Genomic DNA, 16,829 nt, shown 5'->3' with positions numbered 1-16,829 from the left:
GCCCCGGACGACGGCCCCGCCCCCGTTCCCCGCATCGGCATCCGCCTCACGCCCCCGGCGGGCGAGTTCGTCTGGTCCTGCACCCCCGAGGCGGCCCGCGAGCTGGCCGCCGAACTCCTCCGGGCGGCCGAGGAGGCCGAGAGCGCGCCGGCGGGGCGTCCCGTCACGGTCGAGGCGGGCGAACTGCGCCGCGGCGACGTGCGCGACGGCGACCGGGCCATGACCGTGGAGAGCGCGCGGATTGACGGCTCCACGGTCCACGTCACCTGGAAGTCAGGGGCCGGCCGCAGCTGGACCCAGGCCTACGCCGCCGATGCCGCCATCACCCTCAAGCGGCGGCTTCCCGAAGGTCGTTGACGCCGAGGCCCTCCTGTTCCGGGTGGCACAGCAGCGCGTGGCCGCAGGGGGCGGCCGCGTCGGTAGGGTGGCCCGTGATGTTTACCGAACAGGGCCCCACCGTGCGCGAACTGGCCGTCCAGGCGCTCTCCTCGATCGAGCGCGGCTACGACCTCCTCGCCCCGAAGTTCGACCGGACGCCTTACCGCACCCCGGACCGCGTGCTCGACGCCGTCACCGACGAGGTGCGCCGACTCGGCCCCTTCGGCACCGGACTCGACGTCTGCTGCGGCACCGGCGCGGGGGTCGGCGTACTCCGGCAGCTGTGCCGTGAGCGGGTGGTCGGGGTCGACTTCAGCGCGGGGATGCTCGCCGAGGCCCGGGCCGCCTTCCCGCCCGAGGGCGGGGCACCCGCGGGGCTGGGACCGGCAGCAGAGGCACCGGCAGGAGAGCGACCGGCAGCACAGGGCCCGGCAGTGGACTGGGTACGGGCCGACGCCCGCTCCCTGCCCTTCGCGCCCGCCTTCGATCTCGCCCTGAGCTTCGGGGCGTTCGGCCATTTCCTGCCCGCCGAACGCCCCGGCCTCTTCGCCGAGGTCTACGGATCGCTCCGCCCGGGCGGACAGTTCGTCTTCCCGATCGGCGCACCGCCCCCGGTGGGATCCCGCGCCTACTGGACGCTGCTCGGCTTCGACGCGGCGATGCGGGTGCGCAACGCTCTGTGGCGCCCGCAGTTCGTCATGTACTACCGCACGTTCCGGCTCGGCGACGTGCTGGAGGACCTGACGCGGGCCGGATTCACCGTGCGGCTGACACCGCTCACCGCACTGGGCCGCCGCCCCGACGGCAGCCCCCGCGCCCGGCTGGTGGTGGCGACCCGGGAGTGACCGCACGGGGCCGCTCAGCCGTTCTCGTCCCGGGCCGCCGCCAGCAGCCCCGCCCAGTCGGGGATCTTCACCGGGCCGCGCCCCAGCGACCGGCCCAGCTCCGCCTCCGCGCGCTCGATCGACAGCCAGCCGGCCCACTCCACCGGCCGCAGCCCCCACTCCCGCAGCACGGCCAGCGGGTCCTCCGCCGCCGTACGCCGCGTCAGCGCGGCCGCGTCCGCCAGCAGCGAGGCCACCGTCTCCTTGGCGCAGGAGCGGTTCGAGCCGATCACCCCGGTCGGCCCCCGCTTGATCCACCCCGCCACGTACTCGCCCGGCGACGGCACCCCGCTCCGCAGTACCCGGCCCGCCGCGTGCGGTACCGTCCCGCGCACCGGGTCGAACGGCAGCCCCGGCAGCTCCACCCCGCGATAGCCGACCGCCCGCAGGACGAGCTGCGCCTCGACGTCCTCGTATCGACCGGTGTCCCGTACGCCCCCCGCCCCGTCCGGAGCCGTCCGGACGAACCGGACCCCGGCCACCCGCCCGCCGCGCTCCAGCAGCTCCACCGGCCGCAGGAAGAACCGCAGCCGGATGCGGCGTCCGGCATCCGCCGAGCCCGGCGCCCCGCCCGCTCCGACCCCGCCGCCGGCCGACCAGCCGCGCAGCACCTCCAGGTTCCGCCGCACCACGGCGGGCAGCGGGAGGGCTCCGGGCAGGCCGTCCGGAGCGTCGTACGCCGGGTCGAGCGCCAGCTCCGTCGGGTCGACGACGACCCGTGCCCCGGGCAGCGCTCCCAGCTCCCGCAGCTCCTTGGTGGTGAACCGGGCCTGGGAGGGGCCCCGGCGGCCCACGATGTGCACCTCGCGCACCCGGCTCTCCTCCAGCGCGCGCAGCGCGGCGCGGGGCACGTCGGTCCGGCGCAGTTCGCCGGCGCCGCGCGCCAGGATCCGGGCCACGTCGACCGCCACGTTGCCCACACCGATCACGACGGCCGAGCGGGCGTCCAGGGCGTCCCGGGCGAACAAGTCGCCGCCGATGTCCGGGTGGGCGCTGTACCAGGAGACGAAGCGGGTGGCCGAGTAGCTGCCCGGCAGGCCCTCGCCCGGTACCGCCAGCGTCCGGTCCGCCGACGCCCCGACGCAGTAGACGACCGCGTGGTACAGCTCCGCGAGCCGGGCTGGGGAGACGCCGTCAGCTCCGCCGACGCCGATGTTGCCCACGAAGGTGACCCGCTCGTCCTCCAGCACCGCCCGCAGACTGTTCTGCAGCGACTTGATCTTCTCGTGGTCGGGGGCCACCCCGTACCGCACGAGTCCGTACGGGGTGGGCAGCCGGTCCAGGACGTGCACGCGCACATCGGGCACCAGCGACTGCTGGAGGAGGGCCTGGGCGGTGTAGACCCCGCTGGGACCGGAACCGACGACGGCGACGGAGAGCACGGCGCACCTCTTTCCCGGAGGTTCCCTCCAGGATGGCACCGCCGGGCCGATCCGCACCGCCGGGCGCACGGAGCGGCGCAGCCGGGTGGCCTCCTCCACGGGCAGCGCGGCCGAGTGGCGCGGCCCCGGGGCTCAGTCCATCATTCCGCGCATCCGGTTGATCTCCACGGTCTGCTGGGCCACCACATCGCTCGCCATCTCCTCGACGAAGATGTCGTTCCCCTCGGTGAGCGCCTCCGTGGCCATGGTGATCGCTCCCTGGTGGTGGGTGATCATCAGCTCCAGGAAGAGCTTGTCGAACGCCTTGCCCTCGGCGCCGCGCAACTTCTTCAGCTGGGCCTCGGTCGCCATGCCGGGCATCCCGGAGTGGTCGTGGTGCTGCTTGCGCTTGTCGCCGCCGTTTCGCTTGAGCCACCCCTCCATCGCTCCGATCTCCGGCTTCTGGCCCGCCGCTATGCGTTCCGCGAGCCGCTTGACGGTGCTCCGGGAGGCCCTCTTCGGGGCGAGTTCGGTCATCACGAGCGCCTGCGCGTGATGTTCGATCATCATCTGGGCATAACGGAAGTCCGCGGAGTTGGCGGTGTCCTGACCGGTCTCCTCGGCGGCCTCCTCGGCGGAGAGCGTCCGGGCGGGCTCGCCCGGTCTGCCGGGCGCGACCACGCCGGGACCCGCGTCCTTGGCCTTCTCCGACGTTCCGTCACCGCTGTCCGCGTCACAGGCTCCCAGGACGAGCGCGGCGGCAATCGCCGTCGCCGCGAGAGCGGTTGAGCGCAGAGCTGCGGTCCGGCGATGGATCAACACGGTGACCTCCTGTGTCACAGGGTTTGTTGGAGACCGTCCTAACACGCTTCCACCGGCGGAAGATCAAAAACTTTTATTACGTCTGCGTTGCCGTCTGTTGATGTGTACATGTGAGGGACGATACTGCCGGGGGTTCCATAACCGTTCGACCCCGAACGGATACAAGGGAGGACGCAGTGACCTCGTTGCACACCACCCGCGTGCGGCGCAGACGTCTGGGTGCGGTGGCAGCCGCAGCCGGACTCCTCGCCACGCTGCTGACGGCCACCACAGCGGCCGCGACCCCCGACCCGGGCGATGCCCCGGCCGAGCGCGGTTCCGTCTCCAAGAGCGACCAGGCCGAGGCCAGGGCCGCGATATCCGGGGGTGACATACCCGGAGTGGACGAGATCGTCCACAGCTCCAACATCAAGCACCTGACGAACGTGCCGAAGGGCGCCCTCCAGGGCACCAACACGGACCTCGCGTTCCAGGGGAAGTACGCGTACGTCGGGAACTACGACGGCTTCGTCATCTACGACATCAGTAAGCCGAAGAAGCCCAGGACGGTCGCCCAGGTTCTCTGCCCCGGCTCCCAGAACGACATCTCGGTCTCCGGGAACCTGCTCTTCCTGTCGACGGACTCCTCGCGCAGCGACGACTCCTGCTCCAGTACCTCCCAGCCCGCCACGGAGAAGTCCTCCTGGGAGGGCATGAAGATCTTCGACATCAGCAACAAGCGGCAGCCCAAGTACATCGCCGCCGTGGAGACCGCCTGCGGTTCCCACACGCACACGCTGGTGCCGGACGGCAAGAAGAACGTGTACGTGTACGTCTCCTCGTACTCGCCCAACGAGACGTTCCCGGACTGCAAGCCGCCGCACGACGGGATCTCCATCATCAAGGTGCCGCTCAAGGCGCCCCAGAAGGCCCGGGTCATCGACTTCCCGGTGCTCTTCCCGGACGGCGGTAACCCGGGAGCGCCCGAGAACCCCGGCGTCTCCAAGACGACCGGCTGCCACGACATCACGGTGCTGCCGTCGAAGGACCTGGCGGCCGGGGCCTGCATGGGTGACGGTCTGCTGTTCTCCATCGAGGACCCGGAGCACCCGAAGATCATCGACCGGGTCCAGGACAACGTGAACTTCGCGTTCTGGCACTCGGCGACCTTCAACCAGGGTGCGAACAAGGTCGTCTTCACCGACGAGCTGGGCGGCGGCGGCGCGGCCACCTGCAACGAGCAGATCGGTCCGAAGCGCGGCGCCGACGGCATCTACGACATCGTCGGCAAGGGCGACAAGCGCAAGCTGGTCTTCCGGAGCTACTTCAAGATCGACCGTCACCAGGCCGACGCCGAGGTCTGCGTCGCCCACAACGGCTCGATCATCCCGGTGAAGGGCCGCGACCTGATGGTCCAGGCCTGGTACCAGGGCGGCATCTCCGTCTGGGACTTCACCAACTCGGCCAAGCCCAAGGAGATCGCCTTCTTCGAGCGCGGCCCGGTCACCCTCGACCAGGTCACCACGGCCGGCCCCTGGTCGGCGTACTACTACAACGGTCACATCTACTCCAGCGACATCGCCAAGGGCTTCGACGTGCTGAAGCTGGACGACCGGCGTACCGACCCGGCGAAGCGGGTCACGATGGACGAGCTCAACGTGCAGACGCAGCCGGACTACTTCGACCGCTGATCCGTCAGCGCGTCGCGCAGGAGCTTCGTCAGCCATTCCGGGGCCGGTGTCTCCCGGGCGGTCACCCGCCCGCGAGGCGCCGGCCCCGGTGTGTGCGGAGCGGAAATTCATTGACCGATGAGCGGGGTGGGGACATGCTGGATCCCTGCGACGGCGGACCCCGCAACTCCGGTCCCCGGCGCGGTCCACGGCCGTGTCCCCCGGGGCACGCCGGGGGTGTGCCCGGATCCGGCGACGCGGGGGATCGCCGGATCGGGCGCGATCTCCCACGGCTCCTGGTCACAGGGCGGCGGTCAGACGGCGGTGCGGACGCTCCCGCCGGCAGCGGCGGCCCACTCCACCAGTAGCCGCTGGTATTCCGCCTCGTCCTGCGGCGTCAGGGACCCGCCCGAACGCTGCCACAGGTCGCGGATCTCCGCGTTGACCTCGGCTGCGGAACGGGTGGACACGGACGACGACATCGGGGACATGCCCACCAGGCTACGACCACGGGCAGCTTCCTTTACCCCTTCCGCGGCGGGATATGCCTCACACCCCGGCCCGATCTCCCTCAATCTCCCTGGTGCCGCCGGTGTGGCTCGGCCCCTGCTCGCGGTGGGCCTCAGCCCGGGACCAGCCCCAGGGAACGCAGGCCGTCGGGCCGCTCCGGCACGGGCAGATGGTCCACGAAGCGGACCTCGCAGCCCAGGGCGGCCGCGCCCCCGTCCGCGATCCGGTCGTCACCGACCATGACCACATCCGCCGGATCCCGGCCGATCATCGTGCAGGCGATATGGAACAGCTCCGCTGCGGGCTTCTGGAGCCCGTGCTCGAAGGACAGCACATAGGCGTCGACCAGGTCGTCGAGCCCGTGCGCCCGGAAGACCGGACGCAGGTCCCAGCCGATGTTGCTGACCACACCGACCGCGATCCCCGCCCTCCGCAGCCCCTCCAGGACCTCCACCGCGTCCGGATAGGCCTGCCAGGCCTCCGGCCGCATATGGCGGTCGTACAGCGCGTCGTACAGCCCCGGATGGGGCAGCGCGACGGTTCGGGCCAGCCCGGTGTACGCCTCGCGGTGCAGTGCGGGGGTCAGGTCCCGGCGCGCCATCGCGTCGGCCAGCCGCTCCGGGACCCGGAGCGGAGGTGGACCGCCCGGGAGGGCACCGGCCTCCGTGAGCCCGGTCACGTACGGCTCGAAATCCTCCTGCGGTACGTCGACGCCCTCCTCGCGCAGCACGGCGGCGAGCCAGTCCCGGACCGGCTCGATCCGGAACAGCGTTCCGGAGAAGTCGAACAGCACGCCTTTGGTCATCGGTGCGATCCCTCCCGGGGCGCCGCGTACCGGGCGTACCCGGCGATGCTCAACGTCACCACGGCCACCCCCAGCAGCGCACCGCCCACGACATCGGTCAGCCAGTGCACCCCCAGATATACCCGGGTCGCCGCGACGCCGACCGCCGAGACCACCGCCACGGCCAGTGCCGTACCCCACAGCCCGGGGCCCGCGCCGTACAGCCGCAGCAGCCACAGGAGCAGCCCGCAGCTGACGACGGCCGTCATCGCGTGCCCGGAAGGGAAGGCCGCGAACTGGGCCGAGTCCACCGGGTCGGGCCACTGCGGACGCTCCCGGTCCACCGCGGCTTTCATCCCCTGCTGGAGGAAGGAGGCGAGCAGACTCGTCGCGGCCACCCACAGGGCGAGCCGGCGCGCCCCCTGCCACCACAGGGCGACCACGGCCACCGCGATCAGGGCACGCATGGTCCACGGATCCCACACCCAGTCCGTCAGCACCCGGTTCACCCGGACCAGAGGGGGGTCGGCCACGGCGTGCCGGTGCAGTGCGTCGGCGACCGACCGGTCCAGGGACATCAGCGGCGACCAGCGCACCGCCACCAGCACGAGCAGCACCAGGGATGCCGCGCCGACGGCGGCTCCGGTCCACAAAGCGGGCTCGGCGCGGGGGGAACGGTTCGGTGAACGGAAGCGGAAGTGGGGGGAGGGCATGGGGTGATCCTCGCCGAGGACACCGCGCGAAGGCCAACCCAGGTACGGAGCTGTGGCCGGTCCTGGTGCGGAACCCCGATCACCCGGGGCTGTCCCGGCGTTACCCGAGGGCGCGGAGCCCCGGGACGAACGCCACGACGACGGGGATGACCGGCACCAGCGCGGCGGCGGCCGTCAGCCGGAGCCTGCGGCCCGCCGTCAGTCGCTCGACCGGGGCCAGCAACCGGTTGACCCGGAGGGGCACTTGAGCCTGCGGGGTGGGGCAGGGGCCGAACACCCCGCGGTCCTCGTTGAGTCCGACCAGGGCGAGCGCGGTGGTCAGCCTGCCGAAGCGGCGCGACGCCACGTCGTCGGCGGCCAACTCGACCAGCCGGTGCATCTCGTCGCGGAACGCGGCGAACACCGGGATCTGCGGGAAGCCGATCGCCAGCGCCGACGAACAGTGCAGCAACCAGTCGTGCCGGGCTTGGGCGTGCCCCTGCTCATGGGCGAGCACGGCATCGAGCTGACGGCCCTTCAGGCGGCCCAACGCGGCGGTGGTGATGACGAGTTGCGGCGCGGTGCCGGGCAGCCACCAGGCATCCGGGCGTTCGGCCTCCAGCACCACGAGACGGTCGGCTCCGGGCTCCTCGCCCGGCATCAGCGGGGCGCGCACCAGCAGTTCCGCCCGACGCTGCTTGCGGCGACGCCGCGCCCGCCGGATCTCACGCAGGAGCATCGTCCCGGACCACAGCCCGCCGAGCGCCAGCAGCACCGCGATGACCGCCGACCACGGACCGTACGCCGCCAGGGCGTACGCCTCGACGACGGCATGCGGCGCGGGGGCGAAGACGTGGCCGCGTACCGCCTGCCAGGCGGCGGCCGCGCTCAGCGTCATGGACAGAGCGAACGACAGGAGCACCGCGGCCACCACGCACTGCCAGACCCACAGGGCCACGACCGGCTCGCGCTCCGGCCACCGGGCCCGCGCCATCACACGCGGGGTCACCAGGGCGGTCAGTGCACCGAGCAGCAGCAGCGCGAGGGAGACCAGCATGGCTTCAGCTTATGAGCGGCGGGCCGACCGGGGGTACGGCCGCGACCGGCAAGTGACGCAGGCCACTGTTTGACGGGGGTTCTGTCCCACTTCCCGTCTCACACCGTGAGAAGCATGGCGAACATGCCGATGCCCATCGTCAGCCGGCAGGCCGTCGTGAGCTCGGCCCGCCCGTCCGTCCCGCCTCCGAAACCGCCCGGGTCCCGGCCGATGACACCCGTGCCGTCGGCCGGGGTGACGGCAGCTCCGGGCAGCAGCCGGCCGGCCGAACCCAGCACGTAGAACGCGTAGTAGACGAGCAGAGCCCCGGTCAGCGCGGGCATGCCCCCGGCTCCCGCCGATGCCGCGCCGTGCCCGGCATGGCCGCCCCCACTGCTCCCGGTCACCGCCGGGGCCATCGCCACGGCCATGTAGACCATGGCCAGCGAGCCGACGAGATGGTGCAGATGGTGGCCGCCGCGCAAGGCGGGCCGCAGCGCCCGTAGCGCGGCCGCGCCGAACAGCACCGCGTACACCGCCCAGGCCCAGCCCGGCGGCGTCAGCACCGCCGCCGGAACGGCCATCGCCGCCATCCCGAAACCCATGAGCGCCTCCGAGCGCGCGGTGCGGCGCTCCCGTGGCGTCCCCGTGCGGGTGCGCAGAAGGCAGTAGGCGCCGCTCACCGCGCACAACACCATCAGCAGCCAGCCGGTCGAAGCCCCTCCGTGCACGGCGCGCCTCCCCCCGGTCGGACGTTCGGCACTTTGCGGGTCGCCCCATCGCTGCCCACGCCGACGCCGCCGAACCCGGCGCACAGGGGAGTGAAGGGAGCGCTCCGGGGCCCGCCGGGGGCGCTCCGGGTCGCGTTACTCTCGACCGGACGTACGGCATCGGCCGTACGCGCGGCAGCACGCAGGTTCGTACGGCAGCAGAGAAACGGAGAGCCCCACCCATGGACACCGCCACGCCCGATTCGGCCCGGCTGACCTTCCGTGACGCGACCGAGGCCGACGTCCCGGCGCTGGTGGCACTGATCGAGTCCGCCTACCGCGGCGACTCCAGCCGCACCGGCTGGACCACCGAAGCCGACATCCTCCAGGGGCAGCGGACCGACGAACAGGGCGTGCGCGACGTCATCGACGCTCCGGCGAGCAGGCTCCTCGCGGTCGAGCGCGGCCGCGAACTCGTCGCCTGCTGCCAGCTCGAACACCGGGGCGACGCGGCCTACTTCGGCATGTTCGCGGTACGGCCCGGACTCCAGGGCGGCGGACTCGGCAAGCTGATCATCGCCGAGGCGGAGCGCACGGCGAAGGAGGGCTGGGGCGTCGGCGAGATGCACATGACGGTCATCTCGGTGCGCGAGGACCTGATCGCCTGGTACGAGCGCCGCGGCTACCGCCGTACGGGAGCGCTCACCCCGTTCCCGTACGGCGACGAGCGCTTCGGCATCCCGCAGCGCGACGACCTGGCCTTCGAGCTGCTCGTCAAGAACATCTGACGGCCCGCCGGGGCGACCGGCCCCGGCGCGCCCTCAGGCGGTGAAGCGGCCGGTGCGGCGGATCTCGGGGAAGTCGGTCGTCGCGCCGTCCAGGTTCAGGGCCCGGGCCAGGCGCAGGTGGTCCTGGGTGTTCACCACCCAGCCGATCACCTTCAGGCTCTCGGCGTGCGCCTGCTCCACCACCTCCAGGGTGAGGCGGCGGATGTTCAGCGCGAGCGTCGCCGCGCCCGCCGCCCTCGCCCGGTCCACCACGTCCGCGCCCCAGCGGCTGGCGATGAGGACCGTCCGGACGCCGGGCACCAGCCGGGCGATCTCGGTGACGGCCTCGTCGTGGAACGAGGACACCTCCACCCGCCCGACGAGATCCCGCTCCAGCAGCACGTCCGCCAGCGCGCGGGCCGCCGCCACATCCTTGATCTCCGCCTGCAGGGGGGAGGAGACGGCCTCCAGCACCTCTTCGAAGACGGGGATCCGCTCGCCCCGGCCGGCGTCGAGCTCACGCAGCTCCGCCAGGGTCTTGGCCGCGATCGGCCCGGTGCCGTCCGTCGTGCGGTCCACGTCCGCGTCGTGCATCACGGCGAGCGCGCCGTCCTTGCTGAGGTGGAGATCCAGCTCGATGGCGTCCATGCCGGACGCCTCGGCGCGGACGAAGGAGCGCAGGGTGTTCTCGGGCTCGACGCCCATCACTCCACGATGACCCAGGGTGAGAAATGACAAGGCGACCTCGTTTCCGTCGGCGGCTTCCCGTCGACTGCTCCTGCCCGCGCTGAGGTACGGCAATACGGCACTGGGGAGGGTAACGGCCCGGGCGCGGGATGTCCCACGCCGTGCGGGCCCGGTCGCCCGGATCCGATCGGTGCTGCGGGAAATGCGCTCCTACCCGGTATCCCGCAGGAAAAACAGCGGTGACCATAGGGGGTGCGCAGGATAATTTTCAGGCCTGCACTTGTCGGAGGGATCCCTGCCCGGCTACGGTGATGTCACGCGAGGTTCTCCCGTGGAGGAAGTGTTATGACGGAAATTCTTGTGCACGACGCCACCGACGGCGCGATAGCTACGGCCCAGCGGGTCGTCGAGCACCCGGCCTGGCCCGTGCTCAGGGATGCCGTCGAGGAGATCCGCCCCTGGCAGTCCAAGGACGGATCCATCGACTTCGAGGCCGACGGCGCCCCGTCCCCGGCCGACGTCGAGCGTGTCCTCGACCGGGTCATCGGTGCGGTCGAGGAGCTGTCCCCGCTCCTCCCGCACGACGCCGCCTACCACCGTGCGCTCGTCACCGACCTGCGCCGCTGGGCCGCCGACGGCTTCCGCGTCCCCGACTTCCTGGACTCGCTGCTCGCCTTCCAGCCCGCGAAGAACCGGGCCGACGGTCTCCAGCACCTCGTCGTCTTCGCGATGTACACGCAGAACGGCAACCCCGACCGCAACCTCGAAGCGGTCGTCCTCAAGATGGTCTGGCCCGAGTGGCTCGCCGAGCTGGAGGCCACCCGCTACGACAACCCGCTCTTCTGCGGCATCACCTTCGAGGACTTCACCTCCGGCTACGACACCCACTCCGCGGTGCTCTTCCCGGAGACCATCGCCGTGCGCGAGGCCCCCGAGCGGTTCAGCTGGGGCGGCATCTTCTGCGACCGCGAGGCCGCCCGCTTCCGCCGCGTCACCGAGGCATCCGTCGAGCTGCTCGGCCTGGAGCTGCCCGACGACATCCGCGAGATGATCGGCGACCAGCAGCGCTGCGAGCAGGCGTTCGTCCTGTGGGACATGGTCCACGACCGCACCCACAGCCACGGTGACCTGCCGTTCGACCCGTTCATGATCAAGCAGCGCCAGCCGTTCTGGATGTACGGTCTGGAGGAGCTGCGCTGCGACCTCACCGCCTTCAAGGAGGCCGTGAAGCTGGAGTCCGAGGGCAACGCCCACGGCCGCGACGTGCAGTACGCGGTGCTCTTCGACCGGATGTTCCGCTTCCCGGTCTCCGGTGAGCGCGTCCGCAACTACGACGGCCTCGGCGGCCAGCTGCTCTTCGCCTACCTCCACAAGCACGACGTCGTCCGCTGGACCGACAACACCCTGAAGATCGACTGGGACCGTGCCCCCGAGGTCACCAACCAGCTCTGCGGCGAGATCGAGCAGCTCTACCGCGACGGCATCGACCGCCCCAAGCTGGTCCACTGGTTCGCCGCGTACGACCTCGTCTCCACCTACCTCGCCCCGCACCCGGGATCGCGCTGGGCCAAGGGCCCCGACGCCCTCGACCTCACACTTCCTCCTCGCAAGCTCGTCGACGACGTGCTTCCGGACGAGTTTCCCCTGAGCATGTTCTATGAGGCGCTCGCGAAGAAGCTGAAGCACGTGATTGCCTCTGCCAAGGGAATCACCGCGGCGAACGACGAGCGGGCAGCCGCGTGAACCATTCTCCCGAGGAGGCGGTGGCCATGAACGGAAACGGCACGGGCGAGGGGACGGGCGCGCTCGAAGGAGCCGTGGTCGCGGTCGCCGGAGCGGCGGGACCCGCGGGTCGCGCGACGCTGCTGCGGCTCGCCGAGGCGGGCGCCACGGTCGTCGGCTGCGACGCCAACCCCGAACGGCTCGCCGAGGCGGTGGACGCCGCCCGGTACGCCCACGGGGGCGCGACCGTCACCGGTGAGACCGTCGATCTGCTCGACCTCGACGCCACCCGGGACTGGGCCAAGCGCACCGAGGCGGAGTTCGGCCGCATCGACGGCCTGGTCCACCTCGTCGGCGGCTGGCGCGGCAGCCCGTCGTTCCAGGAGACCGTGCTCTCCGACTGGGACGCGCTGGAGAAGCTGCTCATCCGTACCGTCCAGTCGACCTCGCTGGCCTTCCAGGAGGCGCTGGAGCGCAGCGACAAGGGCCGCTACCTCCTGATCAGCGCCGCCGGAGCCAGCAAGCCCACCGCGGGCAACGCCGCCTACTCCGCCGCCAAGGCCGCGGCCGAGGCGTGGACCCTCGCGCTCGGCGACGCCTTCCGCAAGGCGGGGGGCGAGGACGGGCCCCGTACCGCTGCTGCGATCCTGGTGGTCAAGGCACTGGTGAACGACGCGATGCGCGCCGAGCGCCCGAATGCGAAGTTCGCGGGCTTCACCGACGTCACGGAGCTGGCCGAGGCCATCGCCGGCGTCTGGGAGGAGCCCGCCCCCGAAGTGAACGGAAAGCGCCTGTGGCTGACCCCGCAACCGTGAGGACCGACGCGCGACGTCACCACGATCCGCAGGTACGCGGCTTCGCCAGTGACAACTACGCCGGAGCGCACCCGGAGGTCCTCGCGGCCATAGCGCTCGCCAACGGCGGCCACCAGGTCGCCTACGGCGAGGACGACTACACCGGCCATCTCCAGCGCGTCATGCACAGCCACTTCGGCCCCACCGCCGAGGCCTTCCCGGTCTTCAACGGCACCGGAGCCAACGTGGTCGCCCTCCAGGCGCTCACCGACCGCTGGGGAGCGGTCATCTGCGCCGAGTCCGCGCACATCAACGTGGACGAGGGCGGCGCGCCCGAGCGGATGGGCGGGCTGAAGCTCCTCACCGTGCCGACCCCGGACGGCAAGCTCACCCCCGAGCTCATCGACCGGCAGGCGTACGGCTGGGACGACGAGCACCGGGCCATGCCGCAGGTCGTCTCGATCGCCCAGAACACCGAGCTGGGCACCGTCTACAGCCCCGACGAGATCCGCGCCATCTGCGACCACGCCCACGAGCGCGGCATGAAGGTGCACCTCGACGGGGCGCGGATAGCCAATGCGGCCGCCTCCCTGGACGTGCCGATGCGGACGTTCACCAACACGGTCGGCGTCGATGTGCTGTCCTTCGGCGGCACGAAGAACGGCGCGCTGTTCGGCGAGGCCGTCGTCGTGCTCAACCCGGACGCGGTCCGGGCGATGAAGCACCTGCGCAAGCTCTCCATGCAGCTCGCCTCCAAGATGCGCTTCGTCTCCGTCCAGCTGGAGGCGCTGCTCGCCAAGGACCTGTGGCTGCGCAACGCCCGGCACGCCAACGCCATGGCCCAACGCCTGGCCGAGGGCGTCCGGGCCATCGACGGGGTGGAGATCCTCTACCCGGTCCAGGCGAACGCCGTGTTCGCCCGGCTGCCGCACGCGGTCACCGAGCGGCTCCAGGAGCGCTTCCGCTTCTACTTCTGGGACGAGGCGGCAGGCGACGTCCGCTGGATGTGCGCCTTCGACACCCGCGAGGACGACGTCGACGCCTTCCTCCAGGCGATCAAGGAAGAGATGGCGCGGTAACACGCCTCTCGCGCAGCGCATGACTATGCGGCCGACCGGAAATCAATTGATCTCCGGTCGGCCGCTTCGTACGCTCAGGGGCCATGCAACTGATTCAGCAGTCCCCGGACGTCGCCGCCTATCTCGCCGCCGACGACGCGATCGACCATGAACACCCCCGGGTGCGGGAGGTGGCGGCCGACCTGGCGCGCGAGACCGACGACGCATACACATACGCCCGCACCGCCTTCATGTACGTACGTGACACCGTCCCGCACTCCGCGGACTCCGGCGATCCACGTGTCACCTGGCGCGCCTCCGACGTCCTCACCACCCGCAACGGCATCTGCTACGCCAAGTCCGTCGCGCTGACCGCCCTGCTCCGGGCCCACGGCATCCCGGCCGGCCTCTGCTACCAGCGCCTCGCCGACGACGACGGGGCGAACCCCGTGATCCACGGCCTGGTCGCACTCCGCCTGCCCGGACACGACCACTGGGCACGGGTGGACCCCCGGGGCAACAAGCCGGGCATCGACGCGCAGTTCTCGCTGGAGGAGGAGCGGCTGGCGTGGACGGTGCGCGAGCACCTCGGGGAAGTGGACTACCCGACCGTGTACGCCGCGCCGCCCCCGGAGATCCTCCACACGCTGAGGAACGCCCGGGACCGCACGGAACTCTCGCGGACCCTCCCCGCACACCTCTGAGCCCCCGGCGTACGTGCGCACCGGGGGCTCGGGAGGAGAGGAGGCGGGAGGGGCCGGTCAGCCCAGCTCGCGCACCTCGGCGGGGGTCGGGGCCGTACCGCCGAGATGGGCGGGCACCCACCAGGTGTCGCTCGCGTCCTTCGGGCGCACCGGGTAGGCCCGCTGCGCCGCCTCCAGCAGCTCCTGGACCCGCTCCCGCAGCCGCCGGGTGAGGGCGCCCGCGTACTGGTCGGCCGGCGCCTCCATGGGCTCGCCGACGCGGATGGTGATCGGGATGTGGCTGCGCTTGAAGTTGCGCGGCCGACCCTTCGTCCAGATCCGCTGCGTGCCCCAGAGCGCCATCGGGATCAGCGGAACGCCGGCCTCCTGGGCCAGGCGCGCGGCGCCCGACTTGAAGCTCTTCAGCGTGAAGGACTGCGAGATGGTGGCCTCGGGGAACACACCGACGATCTCGCCCGAACGCAATGACTTCAGTGCGTGCGCGTACGCGTCCTCGCCCTGGTTGCGGTCGACCGGGATGTGCTTCATTCCCCGCATCAACGGACCGGAGATCTTGTGCCGGAAGACCGATTCCTTCGCCATGAAGCGGACGAGCCGCTTCTGCGGAAGAGCACCGAGGCCGGTGAAGATGAAGTCGAGATAGCTGATGTGATTGCTGACCAGCACCGCACCACCGGTCTTCGGGATGTGCTCCGAACCCTGAGTGTCGATCTTCAGGTCGAGCGCCTTGAACATGGTGCGAGCGGCGCCGATGACCGGTCGATAGACGAGTTCTGCCATCTGGGGAAGACCCTTCTTCAGTGCCTGGGGAGGGTTCTCCCGGCGGAAGTTACGCAGCCGTAGGTTTTCGGCATTGTGGCGATGGTGCCCCATGCGCGAGCCGCTGGCCAGTCCCGGAGGACGTGGACCGCGAGATTCTCGTCACGTGCGTGTGCACCGCACGCTGTGGGAATGCCGGGGCGGCAGCCGGTGCTGACCCCTTACGAAGAGCTCTGATCAGGAGGCACCAGGTGGACGGCCGGACCCGCGGACAGCGACTCGACGCAGGCCGACTCGGCGCGGAGTTGGGGGAACGCGCGACGCTCGTCCAGTTCTCCAGCGCCTTCTGCCAGCCGTGCCGGGCCACCCGCCGCACGCTCACCGAGGTGGCCGGGATGGTCGACGGGGTCGCCCACATCGAGATCGACGCCGAGGCTCATCTCGCGCTGGTGCGGGAGCTGGACATCACGAAGACGCCGACCGTCCTGGTCCTCGACGCCGAGGGCGAAGTGGTCCGCCGGGCATCCGGCCAGCCCCGCACGGTCGACGTCGTCGCGGCGCTGGGGCACGCCATATGACGGACCGTGACGCATCTCCCACATTCCGGAACCCACTTGACTGCGCGCACCACGCATCGTCAGTCTGACGTTATGCCGCCAGAACTCCTTCTCCACGGCCGGGTCCACGTGGACCTCGCACGCTACGCGAGTGCGCGCTGTCCGGGTGTCTGAGCACCCACGGACCCGTACGCCACTCCCGCAGAAGGACACGTCCATGACGGCAACGCCCGATCTCGCCCCCGCCGCGACGGCCGCCACGCCCGAACTCTTCCGCTCCGTCTTTCGCCGCCACGCCGCCGGTGTCGCCGTGATCACCGCTGCGGGGGAGCGCCCGGTCGGCTTCACCGCCACCTCGCTGACCTCCGTCGCCGCCGAACCCCCGCTGATCTCCTTCGGCATCGGTACGTCGTCCTCCAGCTGGCCCGTGCTGTCCGGGGCCGCGTACGTCGGCGTCCACATACTCGGCGAGCACCAGCAGGAACTGGCCACTACCTTCGCCCGCAGCGGAGCCGACCGCTTCGGCCCGTCGACCGACTGGAGCAGCGGCCCCCAAGGCGTTCCGCTGCTGGCGGACGTGTCCGCCTGGCTGGTCTGCCGGGTCGTGTCCCGCGTTCCGGCGGGGGACCACCGCATCGTCATCGCCGAAGCCGTGGCAGGCTCGCCCTCGGGGGCCGGTCGCCCGCTGGTCTATCACCAGGGACGGTTCACGGCTCTGCGAGACTGAGGTCACGCACGCACGGGTCTGCCGCGTTGGCAAGGTCACAGTGCGGTGCGCTTGCTCAGGGGTAACGGACTGGGTGTACTGGCGAGTAATATCGGCCTCGGAGCCTCGGTCGTCCCGACCGGATCCGGCCCGACAAGGCGCCTATGCTGCGTGCAACAAGGCAGCCCGGAAATGACGATGCAGTAGGAGAGCCGGCGTGAGCTTGAGGATCGTTGTCTGTGTGAAGTA

20 protein-coding genes are annotated in these 16,829 nt (G+C 71.2%); 11 read left to right on the top strand and 9 right to left on the bottom strand.

Annotation, left to right across the window (positions count from 1 at the left end; translation table 11 throughout):
* Both D3105_RS23805 and D3105_RS23800 read left to right on the top strand, forming a co-directional pair.
* Positions 1 to 357 (top strand): hypothetical protein (locus D3105_RS23805; RefSeq protein WP_206272868.1); only part of this gene is annotated, 357 nt, incomplete at its 5' end.
* 77 nt (positions 358 to 434) lie between these two features.
* Positions 435 to 1,223, top strand: coding sequence for a class I SAM-dependent methyltransferase (locus tag D3105_RS23800; RefSeq protein WP_118905091.1), 789 nt, complete (start codon positions 435 to 437; stop codon positions 1,221 to 1,223).
* Between the two features lie 14 nt (positions 1,224 to 1,237).
* On the opposite strand, the gene D3105_RS23795 is transcribed toward D3105_RS23800, so the two are convergent.
* Complete coding sequence (locus tag D3105_RS23795) at positions 1,238 to 2,644, bottom strand: FAD-dependent oxidoreductase (protein ID WP_118905090.1); 1,407 nt, start codon at positions 2,642 to 2,644, stop codon at positions 1,238 to 1,240.
* A 132-nt stretch (positions 2,645 to 2,776) separates the two neighbouring features.
* Positions 2,777 to 3,463, bottom strand: coding sequence for a DUF305 domain-containing protein (locus D3105_RS23790; RefSeq protein ID WP_118905089.1), 687 nt, complete (start codon positions 3,461 to 3,463; stop codon positions 2,777 to 2,779).
* A 158-nt stretch (positions 3,464 to 3,621) separates the two neighbouring features.
* Between D3105_RS23790 and D3105_RS23785 the strand changes: the two genes are divergently transcribed.
* Positions 3,622 to 5,115, top strand: coding sequence for an LVIVD repeat-containing protein (locus D3105_RS23785; RefSeq protein WP_118905088.1), 1,494 nt, complete (start codon positions 3,622 to 3,624; stop codon positions 5,113 to 5,115).
* Between the two features lie 293 nt (positions 5,116 to 5,408).
* Here D3105_RS23785 and D3105_RS34680 read toward each other — a convergent pair whose 3' ends face one another.
* From D3105_RS34680 to D3105_RS23765, 5 genes are all read right to left on the bottom strand, one after another.
* Positions 5,409 to 5,585, bottom strand: coding sequence for a hypothetical protein (locus D3105_RS34680; RefSeq protein ID WP_165891066.1), 177 nt, complete (start codon positions 5,583 to 5,585; stop codon positions 5,409 to 5,411).
* 131 nt (positions 5,586 to 5,716) lie between these two features.
* Complete coding sequence (locus tag D3105_RS23780) at positions 5,717 to 6,409, bottom strand: HAD family hydrolase (RefSeq protein WP_118905087.1); 693 nt, start codon at positions 6,407 to 6,409, stop codon at positions 5,717 to 5,719.
* Positions 6,406 to 7,101, bottom strand: coding sequence for a phosphatase PAP2 family protein (locus D3105_RS23775; RefSeq protein WP_118905086.1), 696 nt, complete (start codon positions 7,099 to 7,101; stop codon positions 6,406 to 6,408). Before D3105_RS23775 ends, D3105_RS23780 begins: the two co-directional genes overlap by 4 nt.
* A 100-nt stretch (positions 7,102 to 7,201) precedes the next feature.
* Positions 7,202 to 8,137 (bottom strand): M56 family metallopeptidase, encoded by a 936-nt coding sequence (locus D3105_RS23770; RefSeq protein WP_118905085.1) that lies wholly within the window; start codon positions 8,135 to 8,137, stop codon positions 7,202 to 7,204.
* A gap of 98 nt (positions 8,138 to 8,235) precedes the next feature.
* A complete protein-coding gene (locus D3105_RS23765; protein ID WP_118905084.1) occupies positions 8,236 to 8,847 on the bottom strand; it encodes a DUF5134 domain-containing protein in 612 nt (203 codons plus the stop codon).
* 221 nt (positions 8,848 to 9,068) lie between these two features.
* Here D3105_RS23765 and D3105_RS23760 point away from each other — a divergent pair, with 221 nt between their 5' ends.
* A complete protein-coding gene (locus tag D3105_RS23760; RefSeq protein WP_118905083.1) occupies positions 9,069 to 9,614 on the top strand; it encodes a GNAT family N-acetyltransferase in 546 nt (181 codons plus the stop codon).
* A gap of 33 nt (positions 9,615 to 9,647) precedes the next feature.
* Here the strand turns inward: D3105_RS23760 and D3105_RS23755 are convergent, their stop codons facing one another.
* Positions 9,648 to 10,331, bottom strand: a complete 684-nt coding sequence (locus tag D3105_RS23755; protein WP_118905082.1) for a glycerophosphodiester phosphodiesterase — start codon at positions 10,329 to 10,331, stop codon at positions 9,648 to 9,650.
* A gap of 294 nt (positions 10,332 to 10,625) precedes the next feature.
* On the opposite strand from D3105_RS23755, the gene D3105_RS23750 reads away from it, so the two are divergent.
* The 4 genes from D3105_RS23750 (at position 10,626) to D3105_RS23735 (ending at position 14,558) form a co-directional block, all read left to right on the top strand.
* Positions 10,626 to 12,023, top strand: a complete 1,398-nt coding sequence (locus D3105_RS23750) for a DUF6421 family protein (protein ID WP_118905081.1) — start codon at positions 10,626 to 10,628, stop codon at positions 12,021 to 12,023.
* A gap of 26 nt (positions 12,024 to 12,049) precedes the next feature.
* Positions 12,050 to 12,817 (top strand): SDR family NAD(P)-dependent oxidoreductase, encoded by a 768-nt coding sequence (locus tag D3105_RS23745; protein WP_118905080.1) that lies wholly within the window; start codon positions 12,050 to 12,052, stop codon positions 12,815 to 12,817.
* On the top strand, positions 12,814 to 13,875 hold the full coding sequence (locus tag D3105_RS23740; RefSeq protein WP_206272870.1) for a threonine aldolase family protein: 1,062 nt from the start codon (positions 12,814 to 12,816) through the stop codon (positions 13,873 to 13,875). Before D3105_RS23745 ends, D3105_RS23740 begins: the two co-directional genes overlap by 4 nt.
* An 83-nt stretch (positions 13,876 to 13,958) precedes the next feature.
* Positions 13,959 to 14,558: a transglutaminase-like domain-containing protein gene (locus D3105_RS23735; RefSeq protein WP_118905078.1), complete on the top strand. Its 600-nt coding sequence runs from the start codon at positions 13,959 to 13,961 to the stop codon at positions 14,556 to 14,558.
* 57 nt (positions 14,559 to 14,615) lie between these two features.
* On the opposite strand, the gene D3105_RS23730 is transcribed toward D3105_RS23735, so the two are convergent.
* Positions 14,616 to 15,338, bottom strand: coding sequence for a lysophospholipid acyltransferase family protein (locus D3105_RS23730; protein WP_118905077.1), 723 nt, complete (start codon positions 15,336 to 15,338; stop codon positions 14,616 to 14,618).
* Positions 15,339 to 15,568: 230 nt separating this feature from the next.
* Between D3105_RS23730 and D3105_RS23725 the strand changes: the two genes are divergently transcribed.
* The 3 genes from D3105_RS23725 (at position 15,569) to D3105_RS23720 (ending at position 16,601) form a co-directional block, all read left to right on the top strand.
* Positions 15,569 to 15,895 carry a TlpA family protein disulfide reductase gene (locus tag D3105_RS23725; RefSeq protein WP_118905076.1) on the top strand — a complete coding sequence of 109 codons (327 nt, stop codon included), beginning with the start codon at positions 15,569 to 15,571 and terminating at the stop codon, positions 15,893 to 15,895.
* A gap of 72 nt (positions 15,896 to 15,967) precedes the next feature.
* A complete protein-coding gene (locus tag D3105_RS36100; protein WP_351449023.1) occupies positions 15,968 to 16,048 on the top strand; it encodes a putative leader peptide in 81 nt (26 codons plus the stop codon).
* A 43-nt stretch (positions 16,049 to 16,091) separates the two neighbouring features.
* On the top strand, positions 16,092 to 16,601 hold the full coding sequence (locus D3105_RS23720; RefSeq protein ID WP_118905075.1) for a flavin reductase family protein: 510 nt from the start codon (positions 16,092 to 16,094) through the stop codon (positions 16,599 to 16,601).
* Positions 16,602 to 16,829: the final 228 nt, after the last annotated feature.

This window comes from Streptomyces globisporus, assembly GCF_003501885.1.
Classification (GTDB): Bacteria; Actinomycetota; Actinomycetes; order Streptomycetales; family Streptomycetaceae; genus Streptomyces; species Streptomyces globisporus_D.
The sequence above is the reverse complement of the archived record's forward strand: the minus strand, read 5'-3'. Positions and strand labels throughout refer to the sequence as shown.

Excerpts from the sequence above, each read along its gene's own strand:
- D3105_RS23770 (WP_118905085.1), bottom strand. The coding sequence starts at position 8,137 with ATGCTGGTCTCCCTCGCGCTGCTGCTGCTCGGTGCACTGACCGCCCTG.
- D3105_RS23720 (WP_118905075.1), top strand. The coding sequence starts at position 16,092 with ATGACGGCAACGCCCGATCTCGCCCCCGCCGCGACGGCCGCCACGCCC.
- D3105_RS23735 (WP_118905078.1), top strand. The coding sequence starts at position 13,959 with ATGCAACTGATTCAGCAGTCCCCGGACGTCGCCGCCTATCTCGCCGCC.
- D3105_RS23775 (WP_118905086.1), bottom strand. The coding sequence starts at position 7,101 with ATGCCCTCCCCCCACTTCCGCTTCCGTTCACCGAACCGTTCCCCCCGC.
- D3105_RS23760 (WP_118905083.1), top strand. The coding sequence starts at position 9,069 with ATGGACACCGCCACGCCCGATTCGGCCCGGCTGACCTTCCGTGACGCG.
- D3105_RS23800 (WP_118905091.1), top strand. The coding sequence starts at position 435 with ATGTTTACCGAACAGGGCCCCACCGTGCGCGAACTGGCCGTCCAGGCG.
- D3105_RS36100 (WP_351449023.1), top strand. The coding sequence starts at position 15,968 with ATGCCGCCAGAACTCCTTCTCCACGGCCGGGTCCACGTGGACCTCGCA.
- D3105_RS23780 (WP_118905087.1), bottom strand. The coding sequence starts at position 6,409 with ATGACCAAAGGCGTGCTGTTCGACTTCTCCGGAACGCTGTTCCGGATC.
- D3105_RS23730 (WP_118905077.1), bottom strand. The coding sequence starts at position 15,338 with ATGGCAGAACTCGTCTATCGACCGGTCATCGGCGCCGCTCGCACCATG.
- D3105_RS23745 (WP_118905080.1), top strand. The coding sequence starts at position 12,050 with ATGAACGGAAACGGCACGGGCGAGGGGACGGGCGCGCTCGAAGGAGCC.
- D3105_RS23750 (WP_118905081.1), top strand. The coding sequence starts at position 10,626 with ATGACGGAAATTCTTGTGCACGACGCCACCGACGGCGCGATAGCTACG.
- D3105_RS34680 (WP_165891066.1), bottom strand. The coding sequence starts at position 5,585 with ATGTCCCCGATGTCGTCGTCCGTGTCCACCCGTTCCGCAGCCGAGGTC.